The 15,948-nt window shown below is 57.1% G+C and carries 15 protein-coding genes; 11 read left to right on the forward strand and 4 right to left on the reverse strand.

What is annotated here, in order from left to right:
- Window position 1 precedes the first annotated feature (1 nt).
- Together SR894_RS17765 and speB are read right to left on the reverse strand one after the other, a co-directional pair.
- Window positions 2–1,384, reverse strand: a complete 1,383-nt coding sequence (locus SR894_RS17765; RefSeq protein WP_223288648.1) for a YjiH family protein — start codon at window positions 1,382–1,384, stop codon at window positions 2–4.
- A gap of 116 nt (window positions 1,385–1,500) precedes the next feature.
- Entirely contained in the window at window positions 1,501–2,451 is a 951-nt protein-coding gene (gene speB, locus SR894_RS17770) for an agmatinase (RefSeq protein ID WP_133733287.1), read from the reverse strand.
- A gap of 225 nt (window positions 2,452–2,676) precedes the next feature.
- Between speB and SR894_RS17775 the strand changes: the two genes are divergently transcribed.
- From SR894_RS17775 to SR894_RS17810, 8 genes are all read left to right on the forward strand, one after another.
- On the forward strand, window positions 2,677–4,095 hold the full coding sequence (locus tag SR894_RS17775; RefSeq protein ID WP_223288647.1) for a sigma-54 interaction domain-containing protein: 1,419 nt from the start codon (window positions 2,677–2,679) through the stop codon (window positions 4,093–4,095).
- Between the two features lie 113 nt (window positions 4,096–4,208).
- Window positions 4,209–5,339: an ABC transporter ATP-binding protein gene (locus SR894_RS17780; protein WP_223288646.1), complete on the forward strand. Its 1,131-nt coding sequence runs from the start codon at window positions 4,209–4,211 to the stop codon at window positions 5,337–5,339.
- A gap of 29 nt (window positions 5,340–5,368) precedes the next feature.
- Window positions 5,369–6,649, forward strand: a complete 1,281-nt coding sequence (locus SR894_RS17785) for an ABC transporter substrate-binding protein (RefSeq protein WP_133733290.1) — start codon at window positions 5,369–5,371, stop codon at window positions 6,647–6,649.
- Window positions 6,650–6,712: 63 nt separating this feature from the next.
- Window positions 6,713–7,597: a carbohydrate ABC transporter permease gene (locus SR894_RS17790; protein WP_223288645.1), complete on the forward strand. Its 885-nt coding sequence runs from the start codon at window positions 6,713–6,715 to the stop codon at window positions 7,595–7,597.
- Complete coding sequence (locus tag SR894_RS17795) at window positions 7,594–8,436, forward strand: carbohydrate ABC transporter permease (RefSeq protein WP_223288644.1); 843 nt, start codon at window positions 7,594–7,596, stop codon at window positions 8,434–8,436. Before SR894_RS17790 ends, SR894_RS17795 begins: the two co-directional genes overlap by 4 nt.
- A gap of 64 nt (window positions 8,437–8,500) precedes the next feature.
- Window positions 8,501–10,327 carry a DNA helicase RecQ gene (recQ, locus tag SR894_RS17800; protein WP_223288643.1) on the forward strand — a complete coding sequence of 609 codons (1,827 nt, stop codon included), beginning with the start codon at window positions 8,501–8,503 and terminating at the stop codon, window positions 10,325–10,327.
- A 166-nt stretch (window positions 10,328–10,493) separates the two neighbouring features.
- The gene (locus SR894_RS17805) at window positions 10,494–10,895 is read left to right on the forward strand and encodes an MbcA/ParS/Xre antitoxin family protein (RefSeq protein WP_133733294.1); all 402 of its coding nucleotides are present in this window, start codon (window positions 10,494–10,496) and stop codon (window positions 10,893–10,895) included.
- Entirely contained in the window at window positions 10,892–11,572 is a 681-nt protein-coding gene (locus tag SR894_RS17810) for an RES family NAD+ phosphorylase (RefSeq protein WP_223288642.1), read from the forward strand. The genes SR894_RS17805 and SR894_RS17810 overlap by 4 nt, the downstream gene beginning before the upstream one ends.
- Before the next feature lie 3 nt (window positions 11,573–11,575).
- Here the strand turns inward: SR894_RS17810 and mtnA are convergent, their stop codons facing one another.
- Window positions 11,576–12,613 (reverse strand): S-methyl-5-thioribose-1-phosphate isomerase, encoded by a 1,038-nt coding sequence (gene mtnA, locus SR894_RS17815; RefSeq protein WP_223288641.1) that lies wholly within the window; start codon window positions 12,611–12,613, stop codon window positions 11,576–11,578.
- Between the two features lie 111 nt (window positions 12,614–12,724).
- On the opposite strand from mtnA, the gene mtnB reads away from it, so the two are divergent.
- From mtnB to SR894_RS17830, 3 genes are read left to right on the forward strand one after another with little or no spacing between them, the layout of a single operon-like run.
- Window positions 12,725–13,312 (forward strand): methylthioribulose 1-phosphate dehydratase, encoded by a 588-nt coding sequence (mtnB, locus tag SR894_RS17820; protein ID WP_223288640.1) that lies wholly within the window; start codon window positions 12,725–12,727, stop codon window positions 13,310–13,312.
- A gap of 28 nt (window positions 13,313–13,340) precedes the next feature.
- Window positions 13,341–14,027 carry an acireductone synthase gene (mtnC, locus tag SR894_RS17825; protein WP_223288639.1) on the forward strand — a complete coding sequence of 229 codons (687 nt, stop codon included), beginning with the start codon at window positions 13,341–13,343 and terminating at the stop codon, window positions 14,025–14,027.
- 11 nt (window positions 14,028–14,038) lie between these two features.
- A complete protein-coding gene (locus SR894_RS17830) occupies window positions 14,039–14,587 on the forward strand; it encodes a 1,2-dihydroxy-3-keto-5-methylthiopentene dioxygenase (protein ID WP_223288638.1) in 549 nt (182 codons plus the stop codon).
- Between the two features lie 80 nt (window positions 14,588–14,667).
- Here SR894_RS17830 and mtnK read toward each other — a convergent pair whose 3' ends face one another.
- Window positions 14,668–15,930, reverse strand: a complete 1,263-nt coding sequence (gene mtnK / locus SR894_RS17835; protein WP_223288637.1) for an S-methyl-5-thioribose kinase — start codon at window positions 15,928–15,930, stop codon at window positions 14,668–14,670.
- Between the last annotated feature and the right edge of the window lie 18 nt (window positions 15,931–15,948).

Below are 15,948 nucleotides of genomic sequence, written 5' to 3' on the forward strand. Positions count from 1 at the left end.
CTTAGAAGAAAAACGTGTGGGCCATAAAGGCAATGATCGGCAGCGTAATGGCGGTACGCAGCAGGAAGATGGCGACCAGTTCCCAGAGCTTGATGGGGATTTTCGACTTGAGCAGCAGCGCGCCGATTTCCGACATGTAGATCAATTGGGTGAGCGACAGGCAGGCAATCACAAAGCGGGTGAGTTCGCTTTCGATATTGGTCGCCAGCACCGCGGGCAGGAACATATCGGCAAAGCCCACCAGGGTGGCAGGCGCCGCCGCTTCTGCCTCGGGAATCCGCAGCAGCTCAAGCACCGGCACCATGGGGTAGGAAAGCCAGGTAAACAGCGGGGTAAATTCCGCCAGAATCAACGCCACCGTGCCAATGGCGAACACCAAGGGAAGTAAGCCGAGGAAAATATCCATCACGTTGAGGAGCGCCAAACGTGCCAGCTCTCGGGGCCCAGGAGCTCCGGCGGCGCGATTGGTGGCCTGAATCAAGCTGTAACGAAACAGACCCACTTTTTCAGTGCGCTCTTCGCTCAACTGGCAGCCCACCGGCTCGTAATAGTCATTGGACTTGCGCGACAGCGGCGGCAGGCGCGGCACGATGACCGCCGCGATCAATCCGGAGACCACCACCGTGAAGTAGAACTGCACAAACAGGTGGTTGATATCCACGAAGCTGGTGACGAGCAGCGCAAACGCAATCGACACCACGGAGAAGTTGGTGGCAATGACCGAGGCTTCGCGGCGGTTATAGAAGCCCTGCTCGTACTGCTGCGTGGTGATCAGCACGCCGACGGTGCCCGATCCCATCCAGGAGGCAGTGGCATCGATGGCGCTGCGCCCCGGCAGGTTAAAAATTACCCGAAACGGCTTACGTACCATACTGCCGATGAACTCCATAAAGCCAAACTCGACCAGAAACGGCAGCAGCAGCGCTGCAAAGAAAAAGAAGGTGAGCAGTACCGGCGCCAAGTCATTGAGCATCACGCCACCGGTAAAGGAAGCGGTCACGAACTCAGGCCCGAACTGAAAATAGGTCATCACAGCAAAAAGCGCGCCTAATACGCGCATCGCAAGCCACACCGGGCCAACATGAAACATTTCGTGCAGCATGCCCTTTTTGGCCCAGGATGGGTTAGCTAACTTGGCGTAAATCGTCGCTACCACCGATAGGCAGAGTACCACTACCGCAATAGCTGGCAGCGCCGAGCCCAGCAAGGCCTGCAAACTATCGGCCATGAGCCCCATGCCGATGTTAATGGTATCGCCCACCTGAAAAGGGACGAGAAACAGCAGCACCCCAATTAGCGAGGGAATGATAAATTTCAGTAAGTGCGCGCGGGGTATCGGTGCCGACGAGGTCGGCTGTTCCGATTTAACGTTGCTATACGACATAGGAGTCACCCATTGGAAGTGATTATTGGAGGTGGGCTGGCGGCGTAGAGTTAGTACTTTTTTATTTAGTCGCTATTTCTTTGATAGCTATCTATTTGTTAGCTATGTGGTCAGCATCACTCGCTGTGTTTAACGCCCGGCAGTACGCAGAGCATTTCATACAGCAGCGTGGCGCCCATCAGTGCGGTGTTGCCGCTGGGGTCGTAAGGCGGTGATACTTCCACCAGGTCGCAGCCGACAATATTGAGCCCAGCGGCACCGCGAACCAGCTCCAATCCTTGGCTAGAGGTCAGTCCCCCCATTTCCACCGTGCCGGTGCCGGGGGCAACAGAAGGATCCAGGCCGTCGATGTCGAAACTGATGTACACCGGGATATCGCCCATCTGCTCGCGCACTTCCTGCATCAACGGCGCTAGAGAGCGATACCAGCACTCTTCGGCGGGAACGACGCGAAAGCCCTGATCGCGGCACCAGTCAAAATCCTCAGCGGCATAGCCGGTACCGCGCAGGCCGATTTGCACTACCTTGCCATGGGCCAATAAACCCTCCTCCTGGGCACGACGAAACGGCGTGCCGTGGGCAATTGGCTCGCCGAACATGTGCTCATTGACATCGGCATGGGCATCGATATGAATCAGCCCCACCGGGCCGTGCTTTTTGGCCATGGCGCGGAGGATAGGCAGCGTGAGCGTATGTTCTCCGCCCAGGGTCAGCGGAATGCAGTCATGTTTCAGCACCTCATCGTAAAAGGCGGTGATGATGTCGACGCTTTTAGGCAGGTGGAAAGTATTGATGGGTACATCGCCGATATCGGCGACCTGCAGGCTTTCAAAGGGCGCGGCGCGGGTCGCCATATTGTAGGGGCGCAGCATGCGCGACTCGTCGCGAATCTGGCGCGGCCCAAGCCGCGTGCCAGGACGATTTGAAGTGCCAATATCCATAGGGATACCAATAAATGCCGCGTCTAATCCCTCGGCGGTTTCTTGAGTAGGCAAGCGCATCATGGTGGCAGGGCCTGCAAAGCGCGGCATGGTGTTGCCACCCAGGGGCTGATTAAACTCTGGCATACACATCTCCTTATATTTTTTGGCGGTGTGAGCACGGTGTAGGTATTGGCCTAGCTCTTTTCACTACTCCTCTAAAGACATTGCACAGACCATGCCAAGTCGTAGATGCCTATAAAGTGGTGGGATTAACGACCAAACGATGCAAAAATGAATCAACTAGAAGCTTTTTCAATTCATTTTTGAATCAATAATTCAAAAATGAATCATTCAGAGGAGGCGGCTGCGATGAGTGAAATAGACAGGCGCGTGCTGCGAACCATTGTGGAGACCGCAAACGACCACTTCTTTATTGTCAGTGGCGATGGGCAAATAGTGGACATCAGCCCAGGAGCCGAAGCGGTTTACGGAGTATCCAGAGAGGAGTTGCTCTCCAGCAGTGTGCAGCAACTGCAAGCGGCCGGGGTACTCAAACCCTCCATCACCATGGAAGTAATGCGCACCCGCCGGCCTGCGCAGCTTATGCAGGTCACCGGAACAGGCCGCCGGGTGATTGCCGAAGCCTACCCAGTGTTCGTCGACGGCAAGCTTGAGCGCATTATCAGCCGCTCGAGGGATTTAACCGACTTGCAGCTATTGCAGGACGAGTATGCGCTGCTGCAAAAACGCTTTAGCGAACACTTAAAGCGCAGTCAGGCAGCGCCAGACGCGGAAGAGCAGGCGCTGGATGACGCCCTGGACAATTTGCAGGTGCGCAGCAGCGTGATGCGTGAAATTGCGCTGCTGCTTAAACGGGTCGCCCCTTCGGATGCCAACGTGCTGATGCTGGGGGAATCAGGTGTGGGTAAAAGCGCCTTTGCCAAACAGCTACACCGCTGGAGCCAGCGCTGTGACGGCCCCTTTATTGACGTTAACTGCGCGGCGATTCCCGAGAATCTGTTTGAATCCGAGATGTTTGGCTACCAGCCCGGCGCTTTCAGCGGTGCCGCTCGCCAGGGCAAAGCCGGGCTGTTAGAGCAGGCCGAGGGCGGCACGCTGTTTTTGGATGAAATAGGCGAGCTGCCGCTGCTAATGCAAACCAAACTGCTCAAGGTGATCCAGGACGGTAGTTTGACCCGACTGGGTGACACCCGATCACGCAAGGTCAATTTCCGCTTGGTTGTGGCGACCAATCAGGATTTGGGCAAGCAAGTAGAGGCCGGACTTTTCCGTCTGGATCTTTACTACCGCCTCAATGTGATCCCCGTGACCCTGCCGCCGCTACGTGACCGGCGGGAGGATATCCCCGACCTGGTTGAAGCGTGTTTAAACCGGCTCAACCAGCGCTATGGGCGGCAAAAAATCCTTGATACCCGCGTTTGGTCGACCCTGATGGGCAGCGAATGGCCGGGGAATGTCCGTGAGCTGGAGAACTGGCTAGAAAGAGCCTGGCTTTCCAGCCCCACCGATCAAATCGAGGTGCCCGCCGCACTCCCTCACGCCGAGCAGCACCCGGCTAACTTGCCGAGCGCCTCGCCAGCAACGTCGGCAGTAGCACTCGAACCCCAGGAAACCCTCAAGCAATACCTAGCGCGGCTGGAGCGTGAAACCCTTGAAGAATTGTGCACCACACTCCCCAGCACCTACGCCATTGCCGAGCGTCTGGGAATCAGCCAATCCAGCGTGGTGCGCAGGCTGCAGCGTTATGGCATTAAAGTCGCCAGGTGATTTTCTGCTTGACACAACTGCTGTCATCAACCATCCATGTAAGTGTCATGAAACGGCAACACCTTCAACACAAGCTGAACCAATAACAACCAACAGCCGGTGATGTGTGTGCTATGTCAAACCAATCACGAATACGTTTAGAGGGCGTCACTAAACGCTGGGGCGCCTCTGCGGCTGTGGATGGTATTTCGTTTGATGTTACCCCAGGGCAGTTTGTCATTCTGCTCGGCCCTTCAGGCTGCGGAAAATCCACCACGCTACGCATGATTGCAGGCTTGGAAGAAGCCAGCGACGGCCAAATTCATATTGGCGAGCGCGACGTCACGCGGCTGCCGCCCGGCGACCGTGGGCTGAGCATGGTGTTCCAGTCCTACGCCCTGTTTCCGCATTTGAGTGTGGCTGACAATATCGTGTTTGGCCTGCGCAGCCGCAAAGTCCCCAAAGCCGAGCAGCGCCAGCGACTGGCCAAGGTCGCCGAACTGGTCGATTTAACCGATTACCTAAACCGCAAACCTGCCCAGCTTTCCGGCGGCCAACGCCAGCGGGTGGCTTTGGCGCGCTCGGTGATCTCCGAACACCCGATCTGCTTGATGGACGAGCCACTCTCCAACCTGGACGCCCGGCTGCGCAGCGATATGCGCCGGGAAATCAAAGCACTACAAAGCCGCCTGAACATGACGGTGATTTACGTCACCCACGACCAGGTGGAAGCCATGAGCATGGGTGATCGTGTGATTCTGATGCAGCATGGCAAAATCGTTCAGGACGGCACCCCAGACGAGCTCTACAACCGCCCCGCTAGCGCTTTTGCCGCCAGCTTTATTGGCAGCCCCGCCATGAATCTGCTGCCATTAGTGGCCGGTGAGAATGGCGCCGTTATCGAAGGTGAACCCAGTACCCCCGTAGCCCCCTTGGAGGCCGCTGGTTGTCACTTGGGCATCCGCCCGGAAGATGTTGAGCTGCGAATTGCACCCGGTTCCGGCGTGCCCGCTAACGTATTAAGTGAAGAGTACTTGGGAGCGGACACTATTGCGTATGTCGCGGTGGGTTCGCACACCCTACGCGTGCGGCTTAGCGGCAAGCAGACACTAACAGGCCAGCCATGCAGCCTCTATTGGACGTCAGAGAACACACACCTTTTCGATGCCGAAGGCCTGCGGCGTGATGACCTGACGCCGACCCGATTACCCAGCTCATCTCGAAGCATTCCTCGTCCACCGGCGGTGGGCTCTTTCCAACACTGACAGCAGTATTGACACTTGCGGAGTCTCCTATGCGTTTGCGTACCCCTTTTGCAATGACCGCCCTGGCAGCGGGCTTGTTAAGCGCCGCCCAGGTAAACGCGGATAGCGTTGATCTGACCATGTACTACCCGGTCGCGGTGGGCGGTGCACTCACCGACGTCGTTGATAACCTGGTGGAAGAGTTTGAAAGCGAATACCCCGATATCAATGTGGAAGCGATCTACGCCGGTAACTACGACGATACCCGCGTGCGCGCCATGTCGGCGATGGAAGCGGGCGAAACGCCTCAGCTGTCGGTCATGTTCTCCATCGACCTGTACGAGCTGATTGAGCAGAACGCCATCGTCGCCTTTGACGATCTGGTTGAAACCGATGAAGAGCGCGAATGGCTCGATGGCTTCTATCCTGGGCTGATGGAAAATGGCCAGCTGGATGGCAAAACCTACGGCATCCCCTTTCAGCGCTCCACCATCGTACTGTTCTGGAACAAAGACGCCTTTGAAGCCGCTGGCCTAGACCCCGAAACTCCCCCAGAGAACTGGGAAGAGATGGCCGAGATGGCGGCGACCGTGCGCGAAGCCACCAACGGCGAGCAGTGGGGCGTGATGGTGCCGTCGACTGGCTACCCCTACTGGATGTTCCAGGCCTTTGCCTTTCAGAACGGCCACCGGCTAATGAGCGAAGATGGCACCGAGGTCTACTTCGACGACCCCGCAGCGGTTGAAGCACTGGAGTACTGGGTGTCACTGGCCACCGAGCATAACGCCATGCCCGACGGCACCATCGAGTGGGGCACCCTGCGCCAGAACTTCCTGGAAGAGTCCACGGCGATGATGTGGCACACCACGGGCAACCTGACCGCGGTACGCAGCGAAGCCAATTTTGATTTTGGCGTCGCCATGCTGCCGATGAAAACCCAGCGCGGTAGCCCAACCGGCGGCGGCAACTTCTACATTTTTGAAGACGCCACTGAAGAAGAACAGCGCGCGGCCATGACCTTTATTCGCTGGATGACCGCTCCCGAACGCGCCGCTGCCTGGTCGATTGAAACCGGCTATATGGGGGTTAGCCCCGCCGCTTATGAGACCGACGCGCTACAAGGCTACGTGGAAGAGTTCCCACCCGCCGCGGTCGCCCGCGACCAGCTTGAACACGGCACGGCAGAGCTTTCTACCTACCAGGGTGGCCGCATTCGCCGCGCCTTGGATAACGCCGTACAGGCGGCACTCACCGGACAAATGACACCGCAAGAAGCGCTTAGTCAGGCGCAGCAAGAGGCCGACAGCGTGTTGCGCCGCTACGCCCGCTAATCGTTAGGCATTTCACTGTTTGCCGGGGCATGCCCCGGCTTTTCCAACGTGCGGTACGTCTCTATGTCATTCACCAACCACCGCAAAATGCAGCTCTACGGCGCGCTTCTGCTGCTGCCCGCTGCGCTACTGCTGACTACGTTTGCTTATTTACCAACCGTGACAACGGTCATTAACAGCCTGTTTTTACCCGGCTTTCGCGATGCACCCACTGAATTCGTAGGCCTTGAAAATTATCAGGTGTTGTTCGATGACCCGACGTTTTGGAAAGTAGCGCGTAACAACTTAATTTACGCCGTCGGTACGATTCCTACGTCCATCGCGCTTGCCTTGGGTATGGCGCTGTTCGTCAATGGCAAGCTTCGCGGGCGGGGCTTTGTGCGCATGGCCTACTTTACGCCGACGATTCTACCCATGATCGCCGCGGCCAATATCTGGATGTTTTTCTACGCGCCGCAGATTGGCCTGTTCAATAGCTTGCTCGGTGCACTGGGGTTTTCAGGGGTGAACTGGCTCGGCGATCCAAGCGTTGCGTTAAGCTCGGTGATCGTGATGTCGGTGTGGAAAGAAGCCGGTTTTTTTATGATCTTCTACCTGGCGGCGCTGCAGAGTATGCCACCAGAGTTAAAAGAGGCAGCTGACTTAGAAGGCACTAGACGCTGGAGCTTCTTTTGGCGGGTCACCTTTCCGTTGCTGATGCCCACCACACTATTCGTGCTCATCAATGCGCTGATTAACTCGGTGCGGGTCGTGGATCACCTATTTATCTTGACCAAGGGCGGGCCCAACAACGCCACCAACCTGCTGCTCTACTACGTCTACGAGAATGCGTTCTCATTCTTTGACCGCACCACGGCGGCGACCATTACGGTAGTGATTCTGGTGGTACTGGCGGTAGTGGCCACGCTTAAGTTCACGATTTTAGATCGCAGGACGCACTATCAATGAATACAACCACTACCTATGCGCCCCGCTCCCGTTTCTTCTCAATTCCAGCGCTGGAAACCGTGGCCGCGTGGCTACTGGCGATTATTTGGATTTTTCCGCTGCTGTATGCCTTTTGGGCCGCCTTCCACCCCAGCGAATTTATGGTGAACTTTGAGCTCTTCGCCCCGCTAACGCTGGAGAACTTCACTAACGCCTGGTCTCAAGCGCCCTTTGCCCGCTACTATCTGAACACCTTTGCGCTGGTGACAGGGGTGGTGATCGGACAATTTATCGTGTGTACCCTGGCAGCGTTTGCCTTTGCGCGCTTTCCGATTCCCGGCAAAAACGTTCTGTTTATGCTGGTGCTGATTCAGCTCTTTGTGTTCCCCGAAGTGCTGATTGTCGAGAACTACCGCATCGCCAGTGAGCTGGGGCTGATCAACACCATCACCGGGATTGGCTTACCTTATGTGGCTAGCGCCCTGGGTATCTTTCTGCTCCGCCAAACCTTTAAAACCATCCCTCGTGAGCTGGAAGACGCCGCCCGCATCGAAGGCTGCAACTGGCTGGAAATTTTGTGGAAGGTGTACGTACCGCTCGCCAAGCCCACCTATTTGGCTTATGGCCTAGTCTCGATCAGCCACCACTGGAACAACTTTATCTGGCCGCTAGTGGTCACCAACTCGGTAGAGAGCCGCCCGCTAACGGTGGGGTTAGGCGTTTTCTCTGCGCCAGAAACTGGGGTTAACTGGGCCACCGTTAGCGCCGCCACGCTGTTAAGTATCGCCCCACTGCTCATTGCCTTTTTGCTTTTCCAGCGCCAGTTTGTGCAGTCGTTTTTGAGGGCCGGGATTCGCTAGGCTGACGCCCCTCACATTTTTCGTGCACAATTCTCTCTTAAGTATGAGACACGGGAGAGCATTGATGCACGGCGACACCCACCCGGAAGCCCTAAAGGTGCTGCAGGAGGTATTTGGCTACGACAGCTTTCGCGGCCCGCAGCAGGCCATCATTGGGCATGTGATCGCCGGTGGCGATGCGCTGGTGCTGATGCCCACCGGCGGCGGCAAGTCGCTGTGCTATCAGATCCCTGCACTGCTGCGCGAAGGCACTGCCATTGTGGTCTCGCCGCTGATCGCGCTGATGCAGGATCAGGTCGCGGCGCTTGAGCAGAACGGGGTCAGGGCGGCTTACCTGAACTCCAGCCTCGATTATCAAGAGGCGGTCGAGGTTGAGAACCGCCTGCGTGCGGGAGAACTGGATCTTTTGTATGTCGCGCCCGAGCGGCTGGCCACGCCCCGTATGCAGATGCTGCTGGAGCAGACCCGGATTGCGCTGTTCGCTATTGATGAAGCCCACTGCGTCTCCCAGTGGGGCCACGATTTTCGCCCCGAGTATCGCCAGCTTTCCCAGCTTCACCAGCGCTTTCCCCAGGTACCGCGCATAGCCCTGACCGCCACCGCCGATGTGCCCACCCGGGGCGATATCATGGAGCATCTGCAGCTCCAGGAGGCAGCGCTTTACAACAGCGGCTTTGACCGGCCCAACATTCGCTACCATATCGCTGAGAATCAGGGTAACGCCAAGGAACAGCTGCTGCGCTTTATTCGCGAGCACCACGACGGCGAGGCGGGTATCGTCTACTGCCTTTCCCGGCGCAAAGTGGAGGAGACCGCCGCCTGGCTGGAGCGCCAGGGGCTGACGGCACTGCCCTACCACGCGGGGCTTCCCCCGGAGCAGCGCCAGCACCACCAGACCCGCTTTCTACGTGAAGATGGCGTGGTCGTCGTGGCCACCATCGCCTTTGGCATGGGCATCGACAAGCCGGACGTGCGTTTTGTGGCCCACCTTAACCTGCCCAAGAGCATCGAAGCCTACTACCAGGAGACCGGCCGCGCCGGGCGTGACGGCCTGCCCGCCGATGCCTGGATGGCCTATGGACTTCAGGATGTGATCACGCTGCGCCAGATGCAGCAGGACTCCAGCGCCGCCGACCATCAAAAGCGCATCGAACAGCAGAAGCTCGACGCCATGCTGGGGCTGTGTGAAATCATCAGCTGCCGTCGCCAGGCGCTGTTGCACTATTTTGGCGATCACCTGGACGCCCCCTGCGGCAACTGCGATAACTGCCTCACCCCACCCGAGACCTGGGAGGCCACCGTGGCGGCGCAAAAGGCGCTCTCCTGTGTCTACCGCACCGAGCAGCGTTTCGGCGTGACCTATCTCGTGGACGTGCTGCTAGGCAAAAGCAACGAGCGCATCACCCGCTTTGGTCACGACCGCCTCAGCACCTTCGGCATTGGTAAAGACCTCGCGGCCAGCGAATGGAAAGCGCTCTTTCGCCAGCTGATTGCCAGCGGCTTTTTAAGCGTGGATATGGAGGGGCACGGCGGCATTAAGCTCACTGCCAATGCCAAGCCGGTGCTACGCGGCGAGCAGCCCCTAACCCTGCGCAAACCAAGCAAAGCCAAAGCAACTCGACGGGGAAGCAAAAGCGCTTCTGCGCCCCAGGGCCACGGCCCGCTATGGGAAGCCCTGCGCCAGCACCGCCGGGAACTGGCTGAAGCCCAGGGCGTACCTGCCTATGTGATTTTCCACGACGCCACCCTGGCCGAGATGGTCGAGCAGAACCCCCAGAGCTTAGCGGCTCTGGGCGCGATCTCCGGCATCGGCGCGCGCAAATTGGCGGATTACGGCGAGGGCTTTCTGGACGTCATTCTGGCGCATCAGGACAGCGAGCAAAACAGCTAAACCAGCGTGCCCACAGGCGGTATCGCCATTTAGTTCGGCGTCCTGCTTTTCCAGCACTAGCTCGTGCAGTCTTTGTTAAGGGTGGGAATTAGATAAGCTCAAATGGTCGATATTTTCAAAACTCGCTCACTTGGCGTAATGTATAGATAAGTGAGGAGGAAAATATATGGCTATTCAGCACAAAACAGCCGACAAGCGCCGCGAAATGGGGGCCGCTGCGATGCGTACCTACCCCAATATTTCACACGCATGGGGGTTGAAAGAGAGCGAAGCCGCTCTGCTGCTAGGGGTGCCTGATTCCACCTATCGGCGTTGGAAGCAGGCACCAGAGAATGCCCGACTAGATGCTAATCATCTAGAGCGGATGTCGTTGATTCTCGGCATCTACAAAGCACTGCATATACTGTTGCCCAATAAAGAGGCGGCTAACAGCTGGTTGCAGCGAGCCAACCGTAACCCTCTTTTTGCTGGCCACACACCAATGGAGCGTCTGTTGAATGGACAAGTCTCCGACCTCTACGTTGTTCGCCAACATTTAGATGCCGCGCGTGGTGGGGGTCATGCATGACATTCCCGCTGAGCAACGTTACGTGGCGACCCAGCTACCGGGTTATTCCCTCGCGATTTCCTCCCATTGATTTATTCGAAGGCGTCAACAGCAACGCTGATGACCGGGACTTACTCAATGAGCTGGAGGGTGAAACCTCCGCAAGGCTGCGTGAGGAAGCGGGAGCTATTCACTTGGTTCGTGATGATGACCGTCGCTACGGCCCCGGCTGGACGCCCGTCATGGCGGCCTTCTGCCATTTCCCCGCGACCGGTTCGCGTTTTAGCGATGGCACCTTTGGCGCCTACTACTGCGCACTCACCGAAGCCACCGCCATTGCCGAAACCGTTTACCACGCAGAGCGCTTTATGGGGGAGTCAAACGAACCGCCCATGATGCTTCAGCAGCGTGTTTATCTGTCAGATTTAACGGGCCAACTAATTGATTTACGCCGACAGGATGCGGCCCAAACGCTTCTTAGACCGGATAGCTGGGCAGCCGGACAAACCTTGGGTAGAAAAGCCTGGGAGGAACAAACCGACGGCATCGTTTACCCCAGCGCTCGAGACCCGGAAGGCGAATGTGCCGCGGTGCTTCGTCCCCCCGTGCTCTCCGCCACACGGCAAGGCCGCCATCTTGGCTATGACTGGGATGGTCAGCATATCCACCATGTCTATGAGCTAACGCTATTGGGCTAGCGATTAACTTTCGCTCCTATTTTCGCCGCGCCCCAGGCAGTGTTCACCGCGAGCTATCGCGGCGGCATCAAATACGCCGGTATCCAACACCCAAGCCGTCACGAGCTTGGCGGGAGTGACGTCAAAGGCCGGGTTCCATACCGGTGCATTATCGGGTGCCCAGGTAACCTCACCAAAGGCGCCAGCGACGCCGCGGATCTCGGCGGGGTCGCGCTGTTCAATCGGAATCTCGGCACCAGTGGCACAGGCGGGGTCAACCGTGGTGTAGGGGGCCACCACATAGAACGGCACCTGGTGGTAGTGAGCGACCACCGCCAGCATGTAAGTACCCACTTTGTTGGCGAAGTCGCCGTTGGCGCAGATACGGTCGGCCCCCACCATCACTTTGTCGACTTTCTCTGCGGCCATTAGGCTTGCAGCCATGCTGTCGGTAATTAGCTGGTAGGGAATGCCCAGGTCGGCCATTTCCCAGGCGGTTAAACGGCCGCCTTGCAACAGCGGGCGGGTTTCATCTACAAACACATGCAGCTCTATACCGCGCTGTTTGGCCACTGCCAACGCACCAATGGCCGTACCCACCCCTGCGGTGGCCAGTGCGCCAGTATTGCAGTGGGTGAGCACGCGGTCGCCCGAGTGTAATAAGTCAGCGCCCCGCTCGGCCATGCGTTGACATAGCGCGCGGTCTTCTGCAAACAGTTCAGCGGCACGTTTGGCCAGGGCGTTGACGCCTTGCTCAAAGCAGGCTTCCATGGCATCCAGGCAGTACATTAAGTTAACTGCCGTGGGACGCGTGGCGCGTAAGCGATCGCTCACCAACTGCCAATCACTTTGTGGGTGGCGAGCGGCGTATTGGGCCAGCACGAAAGCGGCGCTCAAACCAATCAGCGGCGCACCGCGAATCGCTAAGCTTTTTACCGCTACCTGCCACTCTTCTGGCGAGTCACAACGCACCCACTGCTCCGCCTGAGGCAGTTGGGTTTGATCCAAATACTCAAGGTGGTCGGCATAGATCCGCAAACTGCGTGATTGAAGATGAGGCATTGATGGGCTCCTTGAGCACTTGAACTTGACTAGCAGAACAACAGCACGGCTTATCAGGCGCGAAGCTTATCATATAGAATGGCTGCCACTAGAAGAGGCGACGCAGATCCTATGATGACGCTACAAACTGAACTGCTGGACGCCATTTCATGGGCGGCGCAGCAAGGCTGGACACCCGCCACTGGCGGTAACTTTTCCGCCCGTACCGAGGCGGGCTATCTTGTCACCGCTTCTGGCCGGGATAAAACCCGCATTCAGGCCGATGACCTGTTGCTCTGCAACCTGGATGGCAAGGTGCTATCCGGCGATGGGAAACCTAGCGCGGAAAGCGATCTGCATGCCGCCCTCTATCGTTTGGACAGCACCATTAACTGCGTGTTGCACACCCACACGATAGCCAGCACGGTGCTCTCGCGTCGCTTCCCAGAGGGTATTGAGCTAAGCGGCTTTGAAATGCAAAAAGCCTTAGCGGGTAACGTGACCCACGAGGCTAGCATCCGCTTGCCGGTGGTACCCAACTCCCAGGATATGCAAGAACTGGCCGAGCACGTACGCAGCGGCTGGCCGATGCCCTGGGGCTTTTTGGTCGCGGGGCATGGCATATATGCCGTGGGCGATAGCATTGCCAGCTGTCGCCGCCACCTGGAAGCGATTGAGTTTTTACTTGCCTGTATCCTTGAAGAGAGTCGCTGGTCTTAAATGAGCAGTCTTAAATGAGTAGCCTTAAATGAGTAATTCAACTGTTCGCGCCATTGTGACCGATATTGAAGGCACCACCACGGACATTAACTTTGTCCATAAGGTGCTGTTTCCCTACGCCCACTCCAAACTGCCAGACTTTCTTCGCGCGAATGCAGACATACCTGCGGTTGCCGAGCAGATCGACGCCGTGCGCAGTGAAATGGGTGCCCCTGATGCCACGCTGGAAGCAGTCATTGCGCAGTTACTACATTGGATCGAGACTGACCAAAAAATAACTTCGCTGAAAGCACTGCAAGGTATGGTATGGGCGGATGGCTACCAACGCGGCGACTTCAAAGGCCATCTCTATAGCGATGTAGCCCCTGCCCTGCGTCAGTGGAAGGACTTGGGCAAGGCGCTGTACGTCTATTCATCTGGTTCTGTTCAGGCGCAGAAGCTGCTGTTTGGCTATAGCGATGCGGGCGACCTAACCCCCCTATTTAGCGGCTACTTTGATACCCATATTGGCCATAAGCGTGAGGCTACTGCCTATCAGCGTATTGTCGCCGAGCTTGACCTGCCACCGGCAGCGGTGCTGTTCTTGTCGGACGTGATCGAAGAATTGGACGCCGCCAAACAGGCAGGCATGCAAACCCTGCAGTTGGTGCGCGAAGGCACCCAGCCTGGCAACACCCATGCTTGCGTTACTCGCTTTGATGAAATTGCGCTTTAGGAGAACCGACGATGTCGCAACTGAAAGTATTTGCTGATCAGAACCCTAACAATGCCCTGATCGACACCACCGACGGCGAGCAGATTACCACTGAGCTAAACAAAGTGGGCGTGCTGTTCGAGCGCTGGGCAGCGCCGGGCGAAATTGCCGACGACGCCACCCAGGAAGATATTTTGGCGCTTTATCAAGACGACATCGACCGCGTCAAAGCCATGGGCGGCTATCAAACTGTCGATGTGTTGCATATGGTGCCAACGCACCCAGACAAAGACGCCATGCGCCAAAAGTTCTTGAACGAACATCGCCACCATGAAGATGAAGTACGTTTCTTCGTCAAAGGACAAGGGCTATTTTGTCTGCACATTGATGACAAGGTGTATCAGGTACTGTGTACCCGCAATGACCTGATCAGCGTACCCGCCAACACACCCCACTGGTTCGATATGGGCCCAGCGCCAGAATTCACCGCGCTACGCTTCTTCGATAATGTGGAAGGCTGGGTACCCCACTGGACTGAAAGCGATATCGCCGGGAATTTTGATCGCCTGGATCAGTTGTAAGCTGCCGGTAACCATCATCTATAATGGATGCAGCTTTAGCTCGCGAACCGCTAAAGCTGCTATTGGATAATCAGCCCTTGCTACAACACTTCTTGCTGGTTATATGCCCTGGCTAAATCCGCCAGCGCGGTAAGGTCACTATAGGCTTCCGGCTCCATAATCAGCGTTTGACCCATCAGCACATTGCGCGCTTCAAGCTTGGCGCGCAGCGCGGTGTCTTCTATCTCTTCAAAGTCCGCGTTGTGGGCCAGTGATAAAACACGGCGGTGCATTTCGATGCCGCAGTAGGCCAGCGCATCCAGGCGGATCTCTTCAAGCAGCGCATCACAAGCGTCATCGGCGCTATTGCCCTGCTCTTCAAACAGCGACTTGGGAAAAAGAATGCCCGTCCGCTCGGTTTGCCAAAGGTGACGGAACTCGGCATTAAAGTGGTTAAAGCACGCCTCAATCACTTCAAGAATCCACGCCTGATACTCATCAAGCTCGCTCTCTTGACGGTGGGCGGGCTGGCTGAAATAGGCCATTAGGAAGTTGGCTACCGCCATGCCCAGGTCAAAGGCCATCGGCCCGTACTGGGAGAACTCGGGGTCAATGACCCGCACGTCAGTATCCGTGGCCATGATTGATCCGGAGTGCAGGTCACCATGAAGCATGGTTTCGCTGTTAGCGGTAAACTTCATCAACAGCCGCTGCACTTTGGCTTTTAACCGCGCATTACGGCGCAGTTCGTCCACCACCGGCGAAAGCTCCGGCGTGTGGTGATTCATTTCAGCGCCGTAATAGGGGTCGGTAAATACCAGCGATTCGGTGATGGCAGGAATTGCCACATTGCCGGAAAACAGCCCTAAATCCGCCTTTTTCTCAGGGCTGCTCAGCGAAAGCTCCGAGCCACGAAACGCCGTGCGGGCGCAGAATTGGCCAATGGTTTCGCCAAGCTGGTCAACGCGCTCACCGTCGATCAGCTTACGGCGCAAGATTCTGTGCGGGTGGAGATACTCCATCACTATCAGCGCCTGGGGCTTGTCGAAGTAATAGACTTCAGGGGCAATCCCCGGCGCACGCTTGGCCTGGCGCACCAAGGCGTAGTACTCAAAATGGGCGCGATAAATAGGTAGCGGCCAGCTCTCTCCGACCATACGTACATAGGGAAGCGCCTGCTTAACCACTACACTGCCCACATCACCGGAGACAATAAATACTAGGTTGAGGTTGCCATCACCCACCTCGCGAATGTCCCAGCTAGCGGGTTCTCCGCCCACTCGACTAGCCACCGCCTCAATACCACCCAATCGCTCGGATAGGGTGTCGACATTGAGCGCGCGGTAATGTTGATCAATCTCCAAAGGTCATTCCTCACAGAA

The sequence above is a fragment of the Vreelandella neptunia genome, assembly GCF_034479615.1.
Lineage (GTDB): Bacteria > Pseudomonadota > Gammaproteobacteria > Pseudomonadales > Halomonadaceae > Vreelandella > Vreelandella neptunia.

Coding starts and splice junctions, on each gene's coding strand:
- SR894_RS17765 (WP_223288648.1), bottom strand. CDS start 1,384: ATGTCGTATAGCAACGTTAAATCGGAACAGCCGACCTCGTCGGCACCG.
- speB (WP_133733287.1), bottom strand. CDS start 2,451: ATGCCAGAGTTTAATCAGCCCCTGGGTGGCAACACCATGCCGCGCTTT.
- SR894_RS17775 (WP_223288647.1), top strand. CDS start 2,677: ATGAGTGAAATAGACAGGCGCGTGCTGCGAACCATTGTGGAGACCGCA.
- SR894_RS17780 (WP_223288646.1), top strand. CDS start 4,209: ATGTCAAACCAATCACGAATACGTTTAGAGGGCGTCACTAAACGCTGG.
- SR894_RS17785 (WP_133733290.1), top strand. CDS start 5,369: ATGCGTTTGCGTACCCCTTTTGCAATGACCGCCCTGGCAGCGGGCTTG.
- SR894_RS17790 (WP_223288645.1), top strand. CDS start 6,713: ATGTCATTCACCAACCACCGCAAAATGCAGCTCTACGGCGCGCTTCTG.
- SR894_RS17795 (WP_223288644.1), top strand. CDS start 7,594: ATGAATACAACCACTACCTATGCGCCCCGCTCCCGTTTCTTCTCAATT.
- recQ (WP_223288643.1), top strand. CDS start 8,501: ATGCACGGCGACACCCACCCGGAAGCCCTAAAGGTGCTGCAGGAGGTA.
- SR894_RS17805 (WP_133733294.1), top strand. CDS start 10,494: ATGGCTATTCAGCACAAAACAGCCGACAAGCGCCGCGAAATGGGGGCC.
- SR894_RS17810 (WP_223288642.1), top strand. CDS start 10,892: ATGACATTCCCGCTGAGCAACGTTACGTGGCGACCCAGCTACCGGGTT.
- mtnA (WP_223288641.1), bottom strand. CDS start 12,613: ATGCCTCATCTTCAATCACGCAGTTTGCGGATCTATGCCGACCACCTT.
- mtnB (WP_223288640.1), top strand. CDS start 12,725: ATGATGACGCTACAAACTGAACTGCTGGACGCCATTTCATGGGCGGCG.
- mtnC (WP_223288639.1), top strand. CDS start 13,341: ATGAGTAATTCAACTGTTCGCGCCATTGTGACCGATATTGAAGGCACC.
- SR894_RS17830 (WP_223288638.1), top strand. CDS start 14,039: ATGTCGCAACTGAAAGTATTTGCTGATCAGAACCCTAACAATGCCCTG.